This is a genomic window from Pseudomonas sp. MF09156, assembly GCF_059862305.1.
Map to the genome: position 1 here is coordinate 46,823 of NZ_JCBCUR010000019.1, position 21,620 is coordinate 68,442.

Consider the following 21,620-nt stretch of genomic DNA (forward strand, 5'->3'; position numbering starts at 1 on the left):
CAAGACTCACCGCGGAATATCCGCTGGACGCAGTCTTGCGCAGCTTTGCCGGCCCTAGGGCGGCGAAGTTGGGCAAGCAGCAGTCACAGGTGGCGCGGCACTCATAATGAGCGCAGCGCCGAATGCGCAGTACCTAACGAAGACGGTAAAAAGCATGAATCTTCACGAGTATCAGGGTAAGCAGCTGTTCGCTGAGTACGGCCTGCCAGTTTCCAAGGGCTACGCAGTAGACACCCCGGAAGCAGCAGCAGAAGCTTGCGACAAAATCGGCGGCACTGAATGGGTTGTCAAAGCCCAGGTCCACGCTGGTGGTCGCGGTAAAGCGGGCGGCGTTAAGCTGGTTCGCAGCAAAGAAGACGCCAAGGCCTTCGCACAGCAGTGGCTGGGCAAGCGTCTGGTGACTTACCAGACTGACGCCAATGGCCAGCCAGTCACCAAGATCCTGGTTGAATCGTGCACTGATATCGCTAAAGAGCTGTACCTGGGCGCTGTCGTTGACCGTTCGAGCCGTCGCATCGTGTTCATGGCTTCCACCGAAGGTGGCGTGGACATCGAGAAGATCGCTCACGAAACCCCAGAAAAAATTCTGAAAGCCACTATCGACCCACTGGTTGGCGCTCAGCCATTCCAGGGTCGCGAGCTGGCTTTCCAGCTGGGCCTGGAAGGCAAGCAAGTTGCCCAGTTCGCCAAGATCTTCGTAGGTCTGGCCAAACTGTTCCAGGATCACGATCTGGCCCTGCTGGAAGTGAACCCGCTGGTGATCAAGGCTGACGGCGATCTGCATTGCCTCGATGCCAAGATCAACATCGACGCCAACGCCATGTACCGTCAGCCTAAGCTGAAGACTTTCCACGATCCGTCGCAAGACGATCCGCGCGAAGCGCACGCTGCCAAGTTCGAACTGAACTACGTAGCCCTGGAAGGTAACATCGGTTGCATGGTCAACGGTGCTGGCCTGGCCATGGGTACCATGGACATTGTCAACCTGCATGGCGGCAAGCCAGCCAACTTCCTCGACGTAGGCGGCGGTGCCACCAAAGAACGCGTTACCGAAGCGTTCAAGATCATCCTGTCCGACTCCAACGTCGCTGCAGTACTGGTCAACATCTTCGGCGGCATCGTTCGTTGCGACATGATTGCCGAAGGCATCATCGGTGCAGTGAAAGAAGTCGGCGTGAAAATCCCGGTTGTTGTACGCCTTGAAGGTAACAACGCTGAACTGGGCGCTAAAGTACTGGCAGAAAGCGGTTTGAACATCATCGCTGCTACCAGCCTGACCGACGCTGCTCAACAAGTTGTCAAAGCTGCGGAGGGCAAATAATGAGCGTCCTGATCAATAAAGACACCAAAGTTATCTGCCAGGGTATTACCGGTTCGCAAGGTAGCTTCCACACCCAGCAAGCCCTCGAATACGGCACCAAGATGGTCGGTGGCGTAACTCCGGGCAAAGGCGGTACCGAGCACCTGGGCCTGCCAGTGTTCAACACCGTGAAAGAAGCTGTTGCTCAAACTGGCGCCACCGCCAGCGTGATCTATGTTCCAGCTCCTTTCTGCAAGGATTCCATCCTGGAAGCAGCATTCGGCGGCATCAAGCTGATCGTTTGCATCACCGAAGGCATTCCTACCCTGGACATGCTGGACGCTAAAGTTAAGTGCGACGAGCTGGGTGTTACCCTGATCGGCCCTAACTGCCCAGGCGTGATCACTCCAGGCGAATGCAAGATCGGCATCATGCCAGGTCACATTCACTTGCCAGGCAAAGTCGGTATCGTTTCCCGTTCCGGCACCCTGACCTACGAAGCTGTGAAGCAGACCACTGACGCCGGTTTCGGTCAGTCGACTTGCGTCGGCATCGGCGGTGACCCGATCCCAGGCTCGAACTTCATCGACATCCTGAAACTGTTCCAGGAAGACCCGAAGACCGAAGCGATCGTAATGATCGGTGAGATCGGCGGTTCGGCTGAAGAAGAAGCGGCTGCCTACATCAAGGCACACGTGACCAAGCCGGTTGTTTCCTACATCGCTGGTGTGACTGCCCCTGCGGGCAAGCGCATGGGCCATGCTGGCGCAATCATCTCTGGCGGCAAAGGCACTGCGGACGAGAAGTTTGCTGCCCTGGAAGACGCAGGCGTAAAAACCGTGCGTTCGCTGGCAGACATCGGCAAGGCTTTGTCCGAGCTGACTGGCTGGGCGATCAAGTAAGCCTCGCGCTTAACTGACGCTTCACCACACAAAGGCCACCTTCGGGTGGCCTTTGTGCATTCTGCAGGTTGCTGAAGATCAAAATGTGGGAGCGGGCTTGCTCGCGAATGCGGTGTATCAGTTGATACATTCGGTGCTGACCCACCGCATTCGCGAGCAAGCCCGCTCCCACATTTGTTTCTATTACCAAGTTAAGTATGAAAACGCGACATCAAAGTGTCGCTTATCGGACAGTCCGCCCTGCAACAGTGCGTTTGTCAGACAAATTCGGTACTCTTGCCGCCTCTTTATGCGCCCGCATCCCAAAAGGAAGCCGCGTGCTAGACCGGTCGGTCCCCATAAGGGCCGGCAGTATTTCCCTCATCCATAGGGAATCCCCCTCTAAATTCCGATTCAGTAGTGTGGTATTTCCTCAAATGAAAGTGTTGAAAGGCCAGGATATCCTGGCGTTGGGCTTTATGACTTTTGCGCTGTTCGTGGGCGCTGGTAACATCATCTTCCCGCCTATCGTCGGTTTGCAGTCCGGGCCCCATGTCTGGATGGCAGCGCTGGGCTTCCTGATCACTGCAGTCGGCCTGCCGGTGGTCACGGTCATCGCCCTGGCCAAGGTCGGCGGTGGCATGGACGCATTGAGCAGCCCTATCGGCAAGGTCGCCGGTGGCATCCTGGCTGCAGCGTGCTACCTGGCAGTCGGCCCGCTGTTCGCCACGCCACGTACCGCAACAGTCTCCTTTGAAGTCGGCCTGGCGCCACTGACCGGCGAAAGCCCGCTGGCACTGTTCCTCTACAGCTCGGTGTACTTCCTGCTGGTGTTCTTCATCTCCCTGTACCCAGGGCGACTTTTGGATACCGTCGGCCGCTTCCTCGCGCCGCTGAAGATCATCGCGCTGGCGGTCTTGGGCATCGCGGCCTTTGCCCTGCCTGCGGGTGATATTGGCGTTGCTACGCCAGAGTACGTCGCCGCACCGTTCTCCCAGGGCTTTATCAATGGTTACCTGACCATGGATACCCTGGGCGCACTGGTGTTTGGCATCGTGATCGTCAACGCCATCCGCTCCCGTGGCGTTGAATCGCCACAGCTGATCACCCGTTACGCGATCATTGCCGGACTGATTGCCGGCCTCGGCCTGGCATTGGTGTACATCAGCCTGTTCCGCCTCGGTTCGGGCAGCCATGAAGTGGCCGCCGGTGCAGCCAACGGCGCAGCGGTACTGCACGCCTACGTACAACATACCTTCGGTTCCCTGGGCAGCGGCTTCCTCGCGGTGCTGATTTCCCTGGCGTGCCTGGTAACAGCCGTGGGCCTGACTTGTGCCTGCGCCGAGTACTTCAGCCGGGTGTTGCCACTGTCCTACAAGACGCTGGTGGTGATCCTCGCCGCATTCTCGCTGCTGGTGTCCAACCTGGGGCTGACCAAGCTGATCGCGTTCTCGATCCCGGTCCTGACCGCGATCTACCCGCCGTGCATCGTTCTGGTCGCCCTGAGTTTCTGCAAGGATTTCTGGCATGAGCATGGCCGTATCCTTGGCCCGGTGATGCTAGTTTCGTTCATCTTCGGCACCATTGACGCACTCAAGGGCGCAGGCCTGGCTGGCTGGATGCCCACTCAAATGGCGAACCTGCCATTGAGCGAACAAGGCCTGGCCTGGCTGGTGCCTTGTGTGATCACCCTGGTGGCTGCATTCGGGGTCGACCGCATGCTCGGCAAGCGCAGCGAAGCCATCGCTTAAAGCGTTCGTTACACGCTGACATCGAAATGCCCCGTATCTATCGATCCGGGGCATTTTTTATGGGCGCTCGGCGGTGTCTTTTTTTGCAGGCTAACGTCGAAGGGGTTATGAGTTTTCCAGATCAGGAACACGGTCAGTGTGGGAGCAGGCAAGCCCCACATTGTCCGAGTGAGCCAGCCCTATTGTTTAGAGGACCCGCATGTCATTTGTCGAAGCCAACCTGATCCACCTGCTTGCTGCGCTGTGGTTTGTCATCTGTTGGGGCGGATACACCCGCTACGCCAGTTGGAAAGCCCGTGACACTGCCTGCCTCGCCAGTGTGTTGCACCTGTATCGCGAAGACTGGATGCGCCGCATGCTCCTGCGCGACAACCGCATCGCCGATGCCAGCGTGATCGGCAACCTGGAGCGCAACGCCTCGTTCTTTGCCTCCAGCACCCTGATCATTCTCGCCGGTATCCTCACCGTGCTGGGGGCCTCGGAGCGCGCGGTGTCGCTGCTGGCGGACATTCCCATGGTGCAGCAGGCATCCCAGGGCATGTCGGAGATCAAGCTGCTGTGCCTGGCCCTGGTGTTTGTCTATGCCTTCTTTACCTTCAGTTGGTGCATGCGCCAGTACAACTTCGCCGCCATCCTGATTGGCTCAGCGCCGATGGTCGGTGAACGCCACGTCTCCGAGCAGGAGCGCAAGGCGTTTGCCTCGCGGGCGGCGCGGGTGATCTCCATGGCCGCCAACCAGTTCAACTTCGGCCTGCGTTCCTATTACTTCGGGATGACCATGCTCGCCTGGTTTGTCAGCCCCTGGCTGTTCATGCTGATGAGCAGCGGGGTGGTGCTGGTGTTGTATCGGCGTGAATTTCATTCCGACGTTCTGGAAGTCATGGTCTATACCCCTACAGAGGCACCGATGCCTGAAGCGAACAAGGAGGCAACATCGTGAGTATTCCGTTCTGGTGTGTGTTTATCAGCGCGTTGCTGATTTTCGTGGCGCGCATGCCGGTGGGCAAGGCCATGAAAGAGCAGGGCGGGTATGACAACCATCTGCCTCGCCATCAACAGGCACAACTGACCGGCTTTGGCGCGCGGGCGGTGGCTGCTCATCAAAACAGTTTTGAAGCGTTTATTTTGTTTGCGGTGGGGGTATTGATGGCCCATACCACCCAGACTCAGGGCTACCTGATTGACTGGCTGGCGATCATCTTTGTGATTGCGCGGGTAGTCTATCTTGCGTGTTATTGGGCGGACTTGGCGTGGCAACGCAGCCTGGTGTGGCTGGTGGGGTTGCTGTGTTCGCTGTTGTTGATGCTTAGTCCGACATTTCGCACTTTGCTGATCTGATAAAAGTCTCGCGCAAAGTAAAGCCCGCTATTAAGCGGGCTTTCTTTTGCAACATGGTATTTAAACCGCGGTATCAGGAACCGGTTGCAGGTGTAGCGGGTGCAGCTTCTTTAGCGGCGGCAGCGTCAGATTCAGCTTGGGCTTTGGCGGCTTCGGCGTTTTCTTTTGCAGCGTCGTTCACTTTATCCTGAGCTTCGCTCATTTTTTCCTGAGCTTGTTCAGCATGCTGGTTGGCATCCTGAGCTTTGTCCTCGGATTTTTTATCGCAGGCAGCGAGGCCAAGGGCGGCAGCCAACATCAAGGAAACAGCGAAAGTCTTGCGCATGGGGTGTTTCTCCTTATTGAAGATATCTACTGGCCTTTCGAGCATGGGGTGCACGCATTAGTTCCTTTAATCCCACAGATATATAAGCCGTTTTGCCAAGGAACTTTCTTCCGGGGTATTTGTTTCGCCGGATCACTACTAATAAGAGTCTTTACCCAATGACCGATAGCCCCCTTTTAGAGCGTGCCGCACGTTTTGTCTCAGCCCTGCGCCACTGTCAGGTGCTGGGGATCCAGGTACATGATGCAAACACCGAGGGCATGACCTTGTGCCTGCCCTACAGCCCGCAGATCGTCGGCGATCCGCAAACCGGGATCATCCATGGCGGCGCCTTGACCTCGCTGATGGACACCGCCTGTGGCATGGCCACCCTGTGCGTGCTGCCGGAGTTCGAGGTCTGCCCGACCCTGGATCTGCGCATTGACTACATGCACCCGGCCGAGCCGCACAAGACGGTGTTTGGCTTTGCCCAATGTTATCGGGTGACCACCGATGTGATTTTCACCCGGGGCTTTGCTTACCAGGACGATCCCCAGCAGCCGATTGCCCATGTAGTGGGCACGTTCATGCGCATGGGCAAGCGATTGAAGGGCACCAAGGGGCTGGGCAGCAGCATCAAGGGAGAACAGGCATGACCCATCAATTCAAGACCCGGATGCAGCAGGCCCACCAACGCGGCGACTATAAGGCGTTGCTCGAGTTGATTCCCTATGCCCGCCTGATCGGCGTCGAGTGCACGCGACTGGGGGATGAGTTGTTGTTCCGCATGCCGGCGAACAAGGACAATATTGGTAACCCGATATTGCCGGCCATCCATGGCGGGGTGATCGCAGGGTTTATGGAGTTGTCGGCGGCCTTTCATCTATGGGTGGCTACAGGCACCCCACGGGTTGAAACAGGCCTGCCGAAGATCGTCGATTTTTCCCTGGATTACTTGCGGGCCGGGCAGTTTCGCGACACCTACGCAACCTGCCAGGTGTGGCGCCAGGGACGGCGGGTGGCCAATGTGGCGATCACTGCCTGGCAGAGCACCCCTGCCGAGCCCATCGCTACCGCTCGCGCGCATTTCAAGATTCAGGAGCAGGGCCACCCTTGAAATCCTGGTCTTAGCCCCCAACTTTGATGACAACCCGCCGCCAACCCTCTAGGGCGCGGCCACTGCCATCCAATTGGAGTTTGATGACCATGAGTGTGGAAACTCAAAAGGAAACCCTGGGCTTCCAGACCGAGGTGAAGCAACTGCTGCACCTCATGATCCATTCGCTGTATTCCAACAAGGAAATCTTCCTTCGCGAATTGATCTCGAACGCCTCTGACGCTGTCGACAAATTACGTTTCGAAGCCCTGTCCAAGCCTGAGTTGCTGGAAGGTGGCGCAGAACTGAAAATCCGTGTGAGCTTCGACAAGGACGCCAAGACCGTCACGCTCGAAGACAACGGCATCGGCATGAGCCGTGAAGACGCGATTACCCATTTGGGCACCATCGCCAAATCCGGCACCGCCGACTTCATGAAGAACCTCTCGGGCGATCAGAAGAAAGATTCGCACCTGATCGGCCAGTTCGGCGTGGGCTTCTACTCGGCCTTTATCGTCGCCGACAAAGTTGAAGTGTTCAGCCGCCGCGCCGGTCTCGACGCCAGCGAAGGCGTGCACTGGTCTTCCAAAGGCGAGGGCGAATTTGAAATCGCCACCGTCGACAAGGCTGATCGCGGTACCCGCATCGTGCTGCACCTGAAGTCCGGTGAAGACGAATTCGCCGATGGCTGGCGCCTGCGCAACATCATCAAGAAGTACTCCGACCACATCGCGCTGCCCATCGAACTGCCGAAAGAACAAGCGGCGGCCGAAGGCGAAGAGGCTCCTGCCCAGGAATGGGAAGTGGTCAACCGCGCCAGCGCCCTGTGGACCCGTCCGCGTACCGAGGTCAAGGACGAGGAGTACCAGGAGTTCTACAAGCACATCGCCCATGACTACGAAAATCCGCTGAGCTGGAGCCACAACAAGGTCGAAGGCAAGCTGGAATACAGCTCGCTGCTGTACGTCCCGGCCCGCGCTCCGTTCGACCTGTACCAGCGCGAAGCGCCGAAAGGCCTGAAGCTGTATGTGCAGCGCGTATTCGTGATGGATCAGGCGGAATCCTTCCTGCCGCTGTACCTGCGCTTTATCAAGGGCGTGGTTGACTCCAACGACCTGTCGCTGAACGTGTCGCGGGAAATCCTGCAGAAAGACCCGATCATCGATTCCATGAAGTCGGCGCTGACCAAGCGTGTGCTGGACATGCTGGAAAAACTGGCGAAGAACGAGCCTGAGCAATACAAGGGCTTCTGGAAAAACTTCGGCCAGGTCATGAAGGAAGGCCCGGCAGAAGATTTCGCCAACAAGGAAAAAATCGCCGGCCTGCTGCGTTTTGCCTCGACTCAAGGCGAGGACGGCGAGCAGGTGGTGTCCCTGGCCGAGTACCTGGCGCGCGCCAAGGAAGGTCAGGACAAGATCTACTACCTGACCGGCGAAACCTACGCTCAGGTCAAGAACAGCCCGCACCTGGAAGTCTTCCGCAAGAAAGGCATCGAAGTGCTGCTGCTCACCGACCGTATCGACGAGTGGCTGATGAGCTACCTCAGCGAGTTCGACGGTAAGTCCTTCGTCGACGTGGCCCGTGGTGACCTGGACCTGGGTAACCTGGACTCCGAAGAAGAGAAGAAAGAAGCCGAAGAAGTGGCCAAGGCCAAAGAAGGCCTGGTTGAGCGCATCAAGACCGCACTGGGCGATGCCGTCAGCGAAGTGCGGGTTTCCCACCGTCTGACCGACTCCCCGGCGATCCTGGCCATCGGCGAGCAGGACCTGGGCATGCAGATGCGCCAGATCCTTGAAGCCAGCGGGCAGAAGGTGCCGGATTCCAAGCCGATCTTCGAATTCAACCCGGCTCACCCGCTGATCGAGAAACTCGACGGCGAGCAGAGTGAAGAGCGTTTTGGCGACCTGTCGCACATCCTCTTCGACCAGGCGGCCCTGGCCGCAGGGGACAGCTTGAAAGACCCGGCCGCCTACGTGCGCCGACTGAACAAGCTGTTGGTTGAACTGTCGGTTTAACAACGCTGCAAGAAAACCCCGCTTCGGCGGGGTTTTTCGTTCTCGTGCATATCAACTGGAGAAAATGATGAGCCAAGTCACCGTGCGTTCCGTGGTCTATCAGATTGATGGCCAGTCTTATGAAAGCCGCCTGGCCTTCGATGCCAGCCACACGGACCCGCTGCCGGGCCTGTTGATGGCGCCGAACTGGATGGGCGTCAGCGCAGGCGCCGAAGAGATCGCCAAGGCCGTGGCCGGCAAGGGCTATGTGGTGTTGATCGCCGATCTGTACGGGCAACAGGTGCGCCCGTCCAATGGCGATGAAGCTGGCGCCGCGATGATGCCGTTGAAAAATGACCGTGGCTTGCTGAACAAGCGCATGCAGGCGGCTTTTGCGCAACTGCAAGGTCAGGCCGAAGCCGCGGTCGATACCTCGAAGCTGGCGACCTTTGGCTTCTGTTTTGGCGGTTGCTGTTCACTGGAGCTGGCACGTACCGGGGCGTCGCTGAAGGCAGCGGTGTCGTTCCATGGCACCCTCGACACGCCAAACCCGGCGGATGCCAAGCGCATCAAGGGTTCGGTGCTGGTGCTGCATGGTGCGTCTGACCCGTTGGTGCCCAAGGAGCAGTTGCCTGCCTTTGAAGATGAGATGAACGCGGCCGGGGTGGATTGGCAATTGCTGAGCTACGGTGGCGCGGTGCATTCGTTCACTGACCCGCAGGCGAATGTGCCGGGCAAGATGATGTACGACGCCAAGACTGCCGGGCGGGCGTTCCAGGCGATGCATAATTTGTTGGATGAAGTGTTCAAGGGCTGAATATTTAGCGCCTGAGTTGGCCCCATCGCGGGCAGCCCGCTCCCACATTTTGGAATGCATTCCAAGTGTGGGAGCGGGCTTGCCCGCGATAGCTATCTCAGAGGCAACTCAATTCTCCCTGTCTCCCCTGGCACCGTCGGCCAATCCCCAGCCGCCCAGCGCTGGCGAGCCTGTTCGATCAACGCCGGATCACTGGCGACAAAGTTCCAGTTGATCCGCCGAGGCCCATCCAGCGGCGCGCCGCCGAAGATCACCAGATGGCAGTCGGTTTCGGCAAACAGCGTCATGCTCTGGCCCGCCGGCAACACCACCAGGCTATGGACTGCCAAAGGTTCGCCATCCAACTGCGCATCACCGTCGAGCACATACACCGCCCGTTCCTCATGCTCATCAGGAATCAGCAGGGTGGTGGCGGTTTGCATATGAGCCTCGGCATACAGCGTCGGCGACAGCACCGGCACCGGTGATTCCAGGCAAAAGCCATTGCCGGCGATCATGCGGATCGCCACGCCGAGGTTGTCACTGACCGGCAAGCTGTTGGCAGGGTGATGGCTGTAATGCCCCGGCCCTTGCTCGTGTGCCTTGGGCGAGGCCAGCCACACCTGCAGGCCATGCAGCTCGAACCCCTTGGCCTTGAGCGCGTCGGGTGTGCGTTCGACGTGGGCAATGGCGCTGCCGGCGGTCATCCAGCTGACATCACCGGCCTGCACCACTTGATCGGAGCCGAGGCTGTCTTTGTGCAGCAGTTCGCCTTCAAACAGGTAGGTGAGAGTGGACAAGCCGATATGCGGATGCTGGCGGATATTCATGCCACTGCCGGGGGCGTAGCGGGTTCGGAGCATATGGTCGAAAAACACGAAAGGCCCGACGCTGCGGCATTCCCGCGAGGGCAGCGGGCGCAGGATCGGTTGGCCTTCGACATCTTCGGCGCGCGGGCGAATCACGGTCACGGTGGTCATGGAGCGTCCCTGTCTGAGCGGGTTTGTAGGGCTTGAGCATAACCCGCCAGACAGGGAATCGGTGTTATTGGCTGAACGCGCCTTCGGCAAGCCGGGTCTCGATGCTGATCTCGGCGGTAGTCATCAGTTTATGCACCGGGCACTTGTCGGCCACGCGATGCAGCTCGGCGCGCTGCTCATCGGTGAGCACGCCCTTGAGGGTCAGCTTGACGTTGAGCTTGTACTTGCCCTTTTGTTCCTCGGTGCTTTCGTGGGTGACTTCCACGGTCACACCGGTCAGGGGGATGTCCTTTTTCTGCGCATACAGCTTGACGGTCAGCGCCTTGCACGAGGCCAGCGCCGCGTCGAAGTAATCGTGGGGCGAGGGCGCCGAGTCGTCGCCACCCAGGGTCTTGGGCAGGTCGGTAAACAGCTCATGGTTATTGATGTTGACGCTATGGCGAAAGTTCTCGGTGTTCAGCGTATTGACGATAACAGGCATGGCAAGCCTCACTAGGTGGCAGGATGAAGGTCATGCAGTTATAGAGCATGCTGGCACCTGAGTGTTCCGCGTTTTTTATCGGATGAACCCCGGCACGCCGTCGCAGGTCTACCGCACTTATCCCCTGTTGAGGTTTTACCGTGCCCTGGACCCGCCTGCCCCTCGTCCTGTTGCTTGCCGCCAGCAGCCTTGCCGTACAGGCCCGCGACTATGCCTACAGCGACGCGCACCTGCATTACGTCGACTTCTTCCAGGAGACAGCTGGCATGGACAAGCTGCTCAAGGCCATGGCCGACAATCGCATTGAGCATGTGATGATTTCCGGCGTCCCGGTGGCGAAAAAATGGCATGAAGACGAACCCAAGCGCCCGCGCTATTACGCCGGGGATGACGCGGATGCCTACTGGTACAGCGCCACCGATGTGATCGTCGCCGCAGCGGTCAGCAAGCTGGCCCCCGAGCAGCGCCAGCATTTGCACCCGTTCCTCAGCGGCTTCAACCCCAATGACAAGAACTCCGAGGCCCATATCCAGCGCATGCTCGACCTCTATCCGGGCCTGTGGCAGGGCATCGGCGAAGTGTTCACCCGCCACGATGACCTGACCGCGCTGACCTCCGGTGACACGCCGCGGGCCAATAACGAGGCCATGACGCGCATCTATCACCTGGCCGCCGAGAATGACCTGCCAGTACTGGTGCATTCCAACATCACCTCCAAGCGCGAACGCAACCCCCTGTATCTGGCAGAAATCGAAGAACCACTGCGCAATCATCCGCACACCCGGTTTATCTGGGCCCATGCCGGCACCAGCATGGAAATCCACCGGCACCAGACGCAGTTGGATTTCCTGTTGCCGACCTTGAGCCGCATGCTTGAGGCGTATCCCAACCTGTACATCGACCTGTCCTGGAGCGTGCTCACGCCGTACTTGCTCGACGATGCGGGAAAGCCCCGGCCGGAGTGGTTGAAACTGGTGGAGCGCTTCCCGGAGCGCTTTATGCTGGGGTCTGATGTTGTAGGGCGGTTCAATAAGTTGGGTAAGGAAATGCGCAGCTTCAATCCCTTCCTCGATGCCTTGCCTGAAGACGTCGCGCGAAAAGTCGCACGGGACAATTTCCTGGCGATCTTGCCCAAGGCGCGCTGATCGGGTTTGTCATCGTCCCGTCATACCGGTGTCATAAGCTCCCGCCATCTCACTCAAGGAGCCCACTATGCACCTCACCCGTTTAAGCGCCCTGGCGGCATTGATGATGATCAGCGGCCTGGCTGGCGCCGAAGTCCGTATCGAAGGCCCGGTAGAGTTCGGCGTGTTCGAAGGCCCGAAAGCCGAGTTGCAGTCGGGCGAGCGTGTGTTGCGCCGCAGCAACGAACAGATCCAGGCCACTACCGTGGTGCCGGCCAAGCTGGGCACCAAGTTCGGCCTGCGTTATCAGTTGTTGGGCAAGGTCGCCGAAGACACGCCGCTGACCTTGCTCTATTTCACCCCAGGCATCCGCACGGCTGATGGTCAGCGGCATGACAAATTCGAAGTGACCCAGAAACTGGTGCCCGGTGCGCCTCAGGACGTGATGGCCTACGAGTTCACCGAAAGCCACGAGGTGGTGCCGGGCGAGTGGCGATTCATGGTGTTCCAGGGCGATCGCCTGCTGACCCAGAAGAGCTTTACCGTGCGCTGAATCGCTACAGTCATGGGCTAGGCAGATAAAGGCGTTTTGATATCGCGTTTTCGTCTTACGCAAAAAGTCGAAGACGCCGATACCTTTCAAGAGCAACCCGCTGCAGGTGGATGCAGCGCTCTTGGAAGGAGTCCGAGCAATGAGTATCCGAAGTCTCAATATCGCTCCACGTGCAGGCCTGGGTTTTGGATTGTTGGCGTTGATGGTGTTTGTGCTCGGCGGGTTCGCCTTGGTGCAAATGGCCAATATGCGTGCGCAGTCGGACCAGGTGGAAACCAACTGGCTGCCCAGCGTGATGGCCGTCGGCGAAATGAATCAGGACCTGCTGCGGGTACGGGCCTTGACCTTGCGACTGTTGGTCAACCGCGACCCACAGGCGGTGGCGCAGAATGAACAGAAAATCCTCGATATCAAAAAGCAGTTGCACAACGCGCAGTCGCTGTACGATGCCCTGATCGTCCTGCCCCAGGAGCGGGTGCTGTTCGACCGCTTCAAACTCGAGGAGCAGCAATACCTGCAACGCCAGGAGCAGGTCATGGCGTTTTCCCGGCAGAACCAGGTGGAAGACGCGATCAAGGTGGTCAACGGCGAGATGAACCACCTGGCCGACGCGTTGGCCGGTACCCTCGGCGAACTGGTTACCCTCAACAAGGTCAGCGCCAACCAGGCGGCCACCCTGGCCCAGCAAGTGTTCAGTCAATCGCGAGTCTGGGTGATCGGCATGATTGCCCTGACCGCGCTGATTACCGTGGGCCTGGCGGTGTTGTTGACCCGCAGCATCGTATTGCCACTGGCGCAGTCGGTGAGGGTCGCCCAGGGGGTGGCCAGCGGCGACTTGACCGGCGAGATCACCGTCAGCGGCAAGGACGAGCCAGCGCGCCTGCAACAGGCGCTCAAGAGCATGCAGGAAAACCTGCGCGAGACGATCCTGCGTATTTCCCAATCCTCCAGCCAATTGGCCTCTGCTTCCGAGGAGCTCAGTTCGGTCACCGAAGACGCCACCCGTGGCCTGCACCAGCAAAGCCAGGAAATCGAACAGGCCGCCACGGCGGTCAATCAGATGACCGCCGCGGTGGAGGAGGTGGCCAGTAACGCGGTGGCTACCTCCCAGGCCTCGCGCGAATCCGATCGCATTGCCCAGCAGGGGCGCGAGCAGGTGCATCAGACGGTGCTGTCGATTGAGTCCCTGGCCGACGACGTGACCGCCAACGCCACCCAGGTCGAGGACCTGGCGCAGAAGGTGTACGGCATCAGCAAGGTGCTGGATGTAATCCGCGCGATTGCCGAACAGACCAATCTGCTGGCGCTGAATGCGGCAATCGAGGCGGCGCGGGCCGGCGAGGCCGGGCGTGGTTTTGCGGTGGTGGCCGATGAAGTGCGGGCCCTGGCCCATCGCACCCAGCAATCGACCCGGGAAATCGAGCAGATGATCGGTGGGATTCAGCAGGGCACCGATCAGGCGGTCAGCGCCATGCAACAGAGCAACGGTCGGGCGCGAGCGACCCTGGACATTGCCAAGTCAGCGGGCACTGCGCTGGAGGAGATTGCCTCGGCGTTTACCCTGATCAATGAGCGCAACCTGGTGATTGCCAGCGCCTCGGAGCAGCAGGCAGCGGTGGCGCGGGAGGTGGATCGCAACCTGATGAATATTCGCGACCTGGCGATGCAGACCTCGGCGGGGGCGAACCAGACCAGTGCGGCGAGTCATGAGCTGTCACGCTTGGCGGTGGATTTGAACACCATGGTGGCGCGGTTTTCGGTGTAGGGCTTTAAACCGGGTTGGCCCCATCGCAGGCAAGCCAGCTCCCACAGTTGATCGAGTTGGAATGCGATCAATGTGGGAGCTGGCTTGCCTGCGATGAAGACGACTCGGTCTTGAATAACCCCCGCCCAATAAAAAACGCCCCGAACCAGTCGGGGCGTTTTCATAAGCACAACCTGCGGGGTATTACTTACCCTGCCAGCGCTTGAGCACCAGGGTGGCATTGGTGCCGCCAAAGCCGAAGCTGTTGCTCATGACCGTGTTGATGGTGGCATCTTCACGGGTCTTGGTCAGGATCGGCATATCAGCCACGGCTGGGTCCAGCTCTTCGATGTTGGCCGAACCGGCCATGAAGTTGCCTTCCATCATCAGCAGGCAGTAGATCGCTTCGTGAACGCCGGCGGCGCCCAGGGAGTGACCCGACAGGCTCTTGGTGGAGCTGATGGCCGGAGCCTTGTCGCCGAATACCGCACGCACGCCTTCCATTTCCTTGGCATCGCCCACCGGAGTGGAGGTGCCATGGGTGTTCAGGTAGTCGATTGGCGTATCCACGGTGGACATGGCCATCTGCATGCAACGGATGGCACCTTCGCCGCTTGGCGCAACCATGTCATAGCCGTCGGAAGTCGCGCCGTAGCCGACGATTTCCGCGTAGATCTTCGCGCCACGGGCCAGGGCGTGTTCCAGCTCCTCGACCACCACCATGCCGCCACCACCGGCGATGACGAAACCGTCACGCTTGGCGTCGTAGGCACGGGAGGCTTTTTCCGGGGTTTCGTTGTACTGGGTGGACAGCGCGCCCATGGCGTCGAACAGGAACGATTGGCTCCAGTGTTCTTCTTCACCGCCACCGGCGAATACGATGTCTTGCTTGCCCAGCTGGATCTGCTCGACCGCGGTGCCAATGCAGTGAGCACTGGTGGCGCAGGCGGAGGAGATCGAGTAGTTCACGCCCTTGATCTGGAATGGCGTGGCCAGGCATGCGGAAACGGTGCTGCCCATGGTCCGCGTGACGCGGTACGGGCCAACGCGCTTGACGCCTTTCTCGCGCAGGATGTCCAGCGCTTCCATCTGGTTCAAGGTCGACGCGCCACCGGAGCCTGCGATCAGGCCGGTGCGTACGTTGGACACCTGGTCGTCGCTCAGGCCGGAGTCGGCGATTGCGTCTTTCATGGCCAGGTAGGCATAAGCTGCGGCGTGGCCAACGAAGCGATAGATCTTGCGATCGATCAGTTCTTCGAGGGGGAGGTCGATGGAGCCGGAAACCTGGCTACGCAGACCCATTTCGGCATATTCCGGGTTGAAGCGGATGCCAGGGCGACTTGCACGCAGGTTAGCGGAGACGGTCTCTTTGTCATTGCCCAGGCACGAAACGATGCCCAGACCAGTGATAACGACGCGGCGCATGCGGATAACCCTTAAAAGTTGTCAGTGGAAGTGAACACGCCGACGCGAAGGCCTTCGGCGGTGTAGATCTCGCGACCGTCGACAGTCACCGAACCGTCGGCAATGGCCAGGTTCAGCTTGCCCTTGAGGACGCGCTTGATTTGAATGTTGTAGGTGACTTTCTTGGCGGTCGGCAGGACCTGGCCAAAGAACTTCACTTCGCCCGAACCCAAGGCGCGACCGCGGCCCGGCAGGCCTTGCCAGCCGAGGTAGAAACCGACCAGTTGCCACATGGCATCCAGGCCCAGGCAGCCTGGCATCACCGGGTCACCTTCGAAATGGCAGGCGAAGAACCACAGGTCCGGGGTGATATCCAGCTCGGCGACCAATTCACCTTTGCCGTACTTGCCACCCTCTTCGCTGATATGGGTGATGCGATCCACCATCAGCATGTTAGGGGCGGGCAGTTGCGCGTTACCTGGGCCGAACAGCTCACCGCGACTGCAGCGCAGCAGGTCTTCCCGGGTAAAGGCGTTTTGTTTGGTCATGCGAGCTCCTCAATAATCCCATGCGGCAGGGCCGGGTAAATCTTCCCGACCGACTGAAGCGTGCTTGCCTCACGTCGGCAGCCTACAGGTAGACTATTGCGTTGTAGTGAAAGTCACAGCATCAAGGACATGAATGTACACTTGTGCACTGAAATTTTAAACCGGACTCATTTATAGGCCCGCTCGGGTGCCTAAGACTGCCGCACTTTCGTGTTTCACGCCAGTCGCAGTTGGCTGATGGTGCTGATCTAATGTACCCAGCGCTGTAGGATTTGCTGCAAATCCGTGCGTTTGAACGGCTTGGCCAGGTAATCGTTCATTCCAGCGGCCAGGCACGCCTCGCGATCGCCCTGTAACGCATTGGCTGTCAGGGCAATGATCGGCAGGTCGGCGCAGCCGGGCAATTGGCGAATCTGGCGGGTGGCTTCATAGCCGTCGATCACCGGCAGCCGGCAATCCATCAGGATCGCCGTGAAAATCAGGCTTTCGGCACTGCGAATCGCTTCGGCGCCATCGGTGGCGATGCTCACCTCGAACCCCAGGCTGCGCAGCATGGCTTGGACCACCGTGCGGTTGACCGGGTTGTCCTCCACCAGCAACACATTGCGACCTTCACCGGCACTGGCTTTGTGCTGGGTGGCTGCGGCGATCTGCGGCAGGCTCTGTTGGTAGATCGCCAGGGGGATTTCCAGGGTGAACACCGACCCCAGGCCTTCTTCGCTCTTGGCGCGCAAGGTGCCGCCCATGCGCTCGGCCAGGGTGCGGGCAATCGGCAGGCCCAGGCCGGTGCCGCCGTAACGCCTGGAGATAGAGCTGTCCGCCTGTTGAAAAGCATCGAACATCAGTTCCAGGCGCTCGGCCGAGATGCCAATCCCGGTGTCGCGCACGGTGCAGGTGAACCACAGCAGTTCATGGTCCAGGGTCTGCCAGTTGGGCTCGACGCTGACCGTGCCCTGCTCGGTGAATTTCAGCGCATTGCCGATCAGGTTCACCAGGATCTGCCGGATCCGCGTCGGGTCGCCCTGCACGCGCAACGCCTCCATGCCCGGCGGGATCGGCAGTTCCAGGACCAGCCCGCGCTGTATGGCACTGTGCTGGAAGGCCTGGGCGCAACTGTTGATCAGGTCCACCAGGTTGAACGGGATATGTTCAAGCTCCAGGGCCGAACGTTCGATACGCGAGAAGTCGAGGATATCGTTGATGACTTTGAGCAGGTGCTCGGTGGACTCCGAGGCCAGCGCGGCGTACTCGGTCTGCTCGTCGGTCATGGACGTGGTTTCGAGCAGTTGCAGCATGCCCAGCACACCATTCATCGGCGTGCGCAGTTCGTGGCTCATCATCGCCAGGAAGTCGGATTTTGCGCTGTTGGCGCGCTCGGCTTCCTCGCGCGTCTGGATCAACTGGGCCATGGCCTGCTGCTGTTCGCGGCTGGCGTGGTGCAGGCCTTCGGCAAGGTTGTTGATATGCCGGGACAGATCGCCCAACTCCGAGTCGTCGACAATCGGCAGCGGGGCCCTGTAGTCACCCTGCTGGATCGCCTTGACCGCATGGCCCATGGCGCTGATCGGCTGCGACAGGCTGGCGGCCAGGCGCCGCGCCAGCAGGAAGGTAAAGAGCAGGGCAAACAGGGCGAGGATCGCGGCCTTGAAGAGGATTTCCTGCTGGCGCTGGCTGAAGGCGTCATTGGACATGCCGACGATCACCCGCCCCAGGTAGTCGGCCCGTGGCGCTTTGGATTGCGCGGTGCTGTCCTGGAAAAAATCGTTGCCCAGCTGGATATGCTGCAGACGGATCGGCGCCTGGAAGATTTTCACCGACAGCGAGCGGTCGTGCTTTTCCGATGGCTGCTCCACATACACCAGGATGTTTTCCGCGCTGTCCTGGATTTCCAGGAAGCGCACGTGCGGCGTGGCCAGGGTCGCCCGCAGCAGGCTGTCGAGCACGTCGTTGTTGCCCGAGATCACCCCGTACTCGGTGGCCGGGGCCAGTTGGTTGGCGATCAGTTGGCCGGTGTGGTCCAGTTCCTGGCGCAGATCCTGGATCCGCACGAAGGTAAAGAAGCTGATCAGCAGCAACGTCAGCAACAGGGCCGGGCCCAGGGTGATGATCTGGGTGCGGGTGTTGATATCCCAGCGGCGACGCAAGGTCATGGGTGTTTCTCCCCTTCGGCCAATCGGGTCGCGACGGCGGTCTCGTCCACCTGTTCGATCCCCAGCGAGCGCGCCACTTGCGGGTTGCCCACGACTTTGAAGTGTTCCGGGTACAGCGAGCGCGGCCAACTGGCCGGCGGGCGATCGAGCAGGCGGTCAAGTACATCCAGCCAGTCGGCCTGGTCGCTGTAGGTACTGGCCAGGCTGCCGGCCCGTACGAAGCCGGCGTTGGGCCCGATCAGCGGCAACTGCCTGGCGTAGCTGCTCAGCAGCAGGTTTTTCACGGTCTTTGGGTTGTACAACTGCGGATCATCCAGCCCCAGCAACACATCGCTGTTTTTGAACAGGTTCAGCAACGGGCGACTGTCATTAATGTTGTCCCAGTGCTGGGCGACGATTTCCAGGCCCTGGGCCGACGCATGCTGGCGCAACTCTGGCAGCAGGAATTCGCTTTCGCTGCCGTACAGCACGCCGATACGCCGGGCCTGGGGCAGGATGTTGGCGATCAGACGCAACTGCCGGTCCAGGGGCGGGTCGCTCCACAGCAGGCTGATCTTGCCAGGCACATGGTTGCCCAGGCGCTCGCGGGCTTGCAGGCGACTGATACGCAGCACCAGGGTGGCCGGACCCTGGGGATCCTGCAGGCGCCAGTCGAGGCTGGGCGGGTCCAGCAGGACCAGGCGGGTGCTGCTCGGCAGTTGGCCAGGGGCGGGCATGTCTTGCAGGGCCTTGAAGGTGACGCTATCGGCAGGGCGTTGCTCGCGCAGGGCCTGGGTGAATGCCTGCACGCCGGGGCCATCCTCGGCGGCGGTCAGCAGGATTTCGGCGCTCCACACGGGCTTGGCCAATGCCAGGCTGGCGAGCAGCAGGCAGCGGCGCCAGAACCTGGCGCCGAAGAGGGCGGTCATCCTTGACTGGGCAGGGTTCATGTCAGAACTCTAACTCCGCACTGAAGTAGAGGACGTGGCGCTGGTCGTAGTTATTGTCGACCTGGGTGGTGGGCTGGTGGTCGAGGCGTTGTTGCAGCATGCCGGCCAGCTCCAGGTTGGCCTTGCCCAGGGCGATGCGTTTGGCGACTCGCATGTCGACCCGTTCAAAGCGATATTGATTGAGTGCATCGTTGCCATAATAGAACAGCGCGCTGGACCAGCCTTGCCCCCACTCGCGCATCCAGCCGGCCGAGCCGCTGTTGCGTGCGGTCTGTTGGCGGTCCAGCGCGTTGCTGGCGTCGGCATCCACGTAAGCATAGGTCAGGCGCAGGCGGTCGGCGGTACTCAAGTGCCAGTCCAGCTGGGTCTCGGTCCCGGTAAAACGCGAGCTGTTACTGTTGCTGGCGATGTACTGGTTGTTGCGCAAGGGCTCGCTGATCATGCCGGTGATTTCGTCATAGAACAGCTTGACGTCGAGGTTCAGCCCAATGTCGGCAAAAAAACCGTTGTAGCCCAGCTCCCGGGAGCGCATTAGCTCCTTGTCGAGGTCACCCGGGCCCCGGGTCTTGACGAAATACTGCCCGGAGTTCTGCCCGTACACGGGGGAACTGAGGTTGGTGACCCGGTAGCTCCAGTTCACATTGTTCTCGAACATGTCCGGCGAGCGGATGGCCTCGGAGTACACCGCGCGCAGCCCATGGCGCGGATTGATCAGGTAGTTGACCGCGACCCTGGGCGTGAGCGAGTTGCCGCTCAATTGGGTGCTTTCGTACATCGCCCCGCCCTGCAACAGCCAGTGTTCGCTGGCGCGCCATTCCAGATGACCGAACAGGCGCCAGGTGGTGTCGTCCAGCCGGCCATTGAAGTAGGTGTCGGAGTCGGCGCGGTCGTAGCGGTAATTCATGCCGCTGACCAGGCGCAGGCTGTCGGACAGGCTCAGGGTGTCCTGTACTTCCAGGTCGTAGCGGCTTTCCTTGGTGCTTTGGTCGATGTTGCCGCAGACGCTTTCCTTGCCGCCTTGATTCCACTGTTCGATGACCTCTTGGGCCAGCGCCTGCTCGGCTGCGGAACCCTGCGGTGGGGTGCCGCCCTGGTAATCCTGCATGTGCCGCGCCAACTTTTCAGCGTAGTTGGGGTTCATTTGCCACAACTGTGTCAACTGCGGGCTGAACGAGACCTTGGCGTCACAGGCTTTCCACACCTGGCGGCGATCCCACTGCTGCGCCGAACCCTGGATATACAGGCTGTGGTCGGGATTGAAGTCGAAGTTCCAGCGCAGGGAGGCGGCGTAGTCCTTGGCGCTGACGTCGGAATCAGTCCCACCATCGGTAATCCCGGCAAACACCGGCTTGTAGGTGTACGGCCGCTGGTTGGTCCCTTCCTTGGCGTTGATCTGCCAGTCGATGCTTTGCTGCTGGTCGAGGGTCTGGCTGACTTTCAGGCTGAAGCGGTTGAGGCGCCGGCTATCGCGGTAGTCGGCACCCACCCGGTCGCTGTCAAAACCGTCGTCTTGTTGCCCGGACAGCGACAGCCGCAGGTTGCCGGTGTCCCAACCCAGGCCCTGGCTGGCATACCAATCATTGATGCCGCGCTCGCCCCGGGTCATTTTCATCCGGGTGCCCAGGCTGTTGGCCGGCGAGCGGGTGAGGATATTGACCACTGCCATCAGCGCATTGGCGCCGTAGCTGACGGTATTGGGCCCACGGAACACCTCGATCCGCTCGATATCCTCCATGGCCACCGGAATATCGCTCCAGTCCACCGTGGCGAGGCCGGCGCGGTACACCGAGCGGCCATCGATCAGCACCTGCATGCGCCGTGCTTCGCTGGCATTGGTGCCGTGATAGTTGACGGCAGCCTGGTTGCCCGAGGTGTAGCCCACCATCATCCCCGGCACCAGGCGCAGCAACTCGGCGATATCCCGCGCGCCGCTGGCCTTGATCAGTTCGCTGTCGATCACCGTCATGCTGCCAGGCACGGCGGCGGCCGACTGCTTGAGCCGGGTCGCCGTGAGGACCTGGGGCAGCGGTTGGTTGTCGAGGAACAGATCGTCGGCCAGCAATGGCGTACTGACCAGCAGCGCCAGAAACACAGATGAACGAGGAGGAGGGCCCAAATACACGGCACGGCCTTGATAATTGCGGATAGCCGCCCATGTTAACTGAGGCGGGCGCTTTTGCCAGTCGGCGCTATCGCAATTACTGTGGTCTATCCGGCCATTTTCCGACAATCGCGGGAAATTACGGA

General features: G+C 60.1%; 20 protein-coding genes and 1 pseudogene. 13 read left to right on the forward strand and 8 right to left on the reverse strand.

Going from position 1 to position 21,620, the window contains the following annotated elements:
• Positions 1–154: 154 nt before the first annotated feature.
• From sucC to AC19YY_RS26685, 5 genes are all read left to right on the forward strand, one after another.
• Entirely contained in the window at positions 155–1,321 is a 1,167-nt protein-coding gene (sucC, locus tag AC19YY_RS26665) for an ADP-forming succinate--CoA ligase subunit beta (RefSeq protein WP_003233235.1), read from the forward strand.
• Positions 1,321–2,202: a succinate--CoA ligase subunit alpha gene (gene sucD, locus AC19YY_RS26670; protein WP_057438865.1), complete on the forward strand. Its 882-nt coding sequence runs from the start codon at positions 1,321–1,323 to the stop codon at positions 2,200–2,202. Before sucC ends, sucD begins: the two co-directional genes overlap by 1 nt.
• 416 nt (positions 2,203–2,618) lie before the next feature.
• Positions 2,619–3,932 (forward strand): branched-chain amino acid transport system II carrier protein, encoded by a 1,314-nt coding sequence (gene brnQ, locus AC19YY_RS26675; protein ID WP_169956480.1) that lies wholly within the window; start codon positions 2,619–2,621, stop codon positions 3,930–3,932.
• Positions 3,933–4,131: 199 nt separating this feature from the next.
• Complete coding sequence (locus AC19YY_RS26680; RefSeq protein WP_169956482.1) at positions 4,132–4,872, forward strand: DUF599 domain-containing protein; 741 nt, start codon at positions 4,132–4,134, stop codon at positions 4,870–4,872.
• Entirely contained in the window at positions 4,869–5,270 is a 402-nt protein-coding gene (locus AC19YY_RS26685) for an MAPEG family protein (RefSeq protein WP_169956484.1), read from the forward strand. The genes AC19YY_RS26680 and AC19YY_RS26685 overlap by 4 nt, the downstream gene beginning before the upstream one ends.
• A 73-nt stretch (positions 5,271–5,343) precedes the next feature.
• On the opposite strand, the gene AC19YY_RS26690 is transcribed toward AC19YY_RS26685, so the two are convergent.
• A complete protein-coding gene (locus AC19YY_RS26690; protein ID WP_029292691.1) occupies positions 5,344–5,595 on the reverse strand; it encodes a hypothetical protein in 252 nt (83 codons plus the stop codon).
• A 158-nt stretch (positions 5,596–5,753) separates the two neighbouring features.
• Here AC19YY_RS26690 and AC19YY_RS26695 point away from each other — a divergent pair, with 158 nt between their 5' ends.
• From AC19YY_RS26695 to AC19YY_RS26710, 4 genes are all read left to right on the forward strand, one after another.
• Positions 5,754–6,230 carry a PaaI family thioesterase gene (locus tag AC19YY_RS26695; protein ID WP_172312808.1) on the forward strand — a complete coding sequence of 159 codons (477 nt, stop codon included), beginning with the start codon at positions 5,754–5,756 and terminating at the stop codon, positions 6,228–6,230.
• On the forward strand, positions 6,227–6,691 hold the full coding sequence (locus AC19YY_RS26700; protein WP_169956488.1) for a PaaI family thioesterase: 465 nt from the start codon (positions 6,227–6,229) through the stop codon (positions 6,689–6,691). The genes AC19YY_RS26695 and AC19YY_RS26700 overlap by 4 nt, the downstream gene beginning before the upstream one ends.
• Before the next feature lie 89 nt (positions 6,692–6,780).
• Positions 6,781–8,685, forward strand: coding sequence for a molecular chaperone HtpG (gene htpG / locus AC19YY_RS26705; RefSeq protein ID WP_169956490.1), 1,905 nt, complete (start codon positions 6,781–6,783; stop codon positions 8,683–8,685).
• A 67-nt stretch (positions 8,686–8,752) separates the two neighbouring features.
• The gene (locus AC19YY_RS26710; protein WP_170056982.1) at positions 8,753–9,481 is read left to right on the forward strand and encodes a dienelactone hydrolase family protein; all 729 of its coding nucleotides are present in this window, start codon (positions 8,753–8,755) and stop codon (positions 9,479–9,481) included.
• A 92-nt stretch (positions 9,482–9,573) separates the two neighbouring features.
• Here the strand turns inward: AC19YY_RS26710 and AC19YY_RS26715 are convergent, their stop codons facing one another.
• Together AC19YY_RS26715 and AC19YY_RS26720 are read right to left on the reverse strand one after the other, a co-directional pair.
• The gene (locus AC19YY_RS26715) at positions 9,574–10,440 is read right to left on the reverse strand and encodes a pirin family protein (protein ID WP_169956494.1); all 867 of its coding nucleotides are present in this window, start codon (positions 10,438–10,440) and stop codon (positions 9,574–9,576) included.
• Between the two features lie 64 nt (positions 10,441–10,504).
• Positions 10,505–10,921, reverse strand: coding sequence for an OsmC family protein (locus AC19YY_RS26720; RefSeq protein ID WP_170056983.1), 417 nt, complete (start codon positions 10,919–10,921; stop codon positions 10,505–10,507).
• 140 nt (positions 10,922–11,061) lie between these two features.
• Here AC19YY_RS26720 and AC19YY_RS26725 point away from each other — a divergent pair, with 140 nt between their 5' ends.
• The 4 genes and pseudogenes from AC19YY_RS26725 (at position 11,062) to AC19YY_RS26740 (ending at position 14,363) form a co-directional block, all read left to right on the forward strand.
• Positions 11,062–12,066 carry an amidohydrolase family protein gene (locus tag AC19YY_RS26725; protein WP_170056984.1) on the forward strand — a complete coding sequence of 335 codons (1,005 nt, stop codon included), beginning with the start codon at positions 11,062–11,064 and terminating at the stop codon, positions 12,064–12,066.
• A 67-nt stretch (positions 12,067–12,133) separates the two neighbouring features.
• Positions 12,134–12,598, forward strand: a complete 465-nt coding sequence (locus AC19YY_RS26730) for a DUF3859 domain-containing protein (protein WP_169956500.1) — start codon at positions 12,134–12,136, stop codon at positions 12,596–12,598.
• 139 nt (positions 12,599–12,737) lie between these two features.
• Positions 12,738–13,508, forward strand: a pseudogene (locus AC19YY_RS26735) (MCP four helix bundle domain-containing protein); the annotation flags it as partial.
• Positions 13,500–14,363: a methyl-accepting chemotaxis protein gene (locus tag AC19YY_RS26740; RefSeq protein WP_407073440.1), complete on the forward strand. Its 864-nt coding sequence runs from the start codon at positions 13,500–13,502 to the stop codon at positions 14,361–14,363. The pseudogene AC19YY_RS26735 and the gene AC19YY_RS26740, both read left to right, overlap by 9 nt.
• 183 nt (positions 14,364–14,546) lie before the next feature.
• Here the strand turns inward: AC19YY_RS26740 and fabB are convergent, their stop codons facing one another.
• The 5 genes from fabB to AC19YY_RS26765 form a co-directional block, all read right to left on the reverse strand.
• A complete protein-coding gene (fabB, locus tag AC19YY_RS26745) occupies positions 14,547–15,767 on the reverse strand; it encodes a beta-ketoacyl-ACP synthase I (protein WP_170042649.1) in 1,221 nt (406 codons plus the stop codon).
• 11 nt (positions 15,768–15,778) lie between these two features.
• Positions 15,779–16,294: a 3-hydroxyacyl-[acyl-carrier-protein] dehydratase FabA gene (gene fabA / locus AC19YY_RS26750; RefSeq protein WP_003210552.1), complete on the reverse strand. Its 516-nt coding sequence runs from the start codon at positions 16,292–16,294 to the stop codon at positions 15,779–15,781.
• A 248-nt stretch (positions 16,295–16,542) separates the two neighbouring features.
• Positions 16,543–18,444, reverse strand: a complete 1,902-nt coding sequence (locus AC19YY_RS26755; RefSeq protein WP_170056985.1) for an ATP-binding protein — start codon at positions 18,442–18,444, stop codon at positions 16,543–16,545.
• Positions 18,441–19,373, reverse strand: a complete 933-nt coding sequence (locus AC19YY_RS26760) for an ABC transporter substrate-binding protein (protein ID WP_262381072.1) — start codon at positions 19,371–19,373, stop codon at positions 18,441–18,443. The genes AC19YY_RS26755 and AC19YY_RS26760 overlap by 4 nt, the downstream gene beginning before the upstream one ends.
• 1 nt (position 19,374) lies before the next feature.
• On the reverse strand, positions 19,375–21,495 hold the full coding sequence (locus AC19YY_RS26765) for a TonB-dependent receptor domain-containing protein (protein WP_169956801.1): 2,121 nt from the start codon (positions 21,493–21,495) through the stop codon (positions 19,375–19,377).
• Positions 21,496–21,620 lie beyond the last annotated feature (125 nt).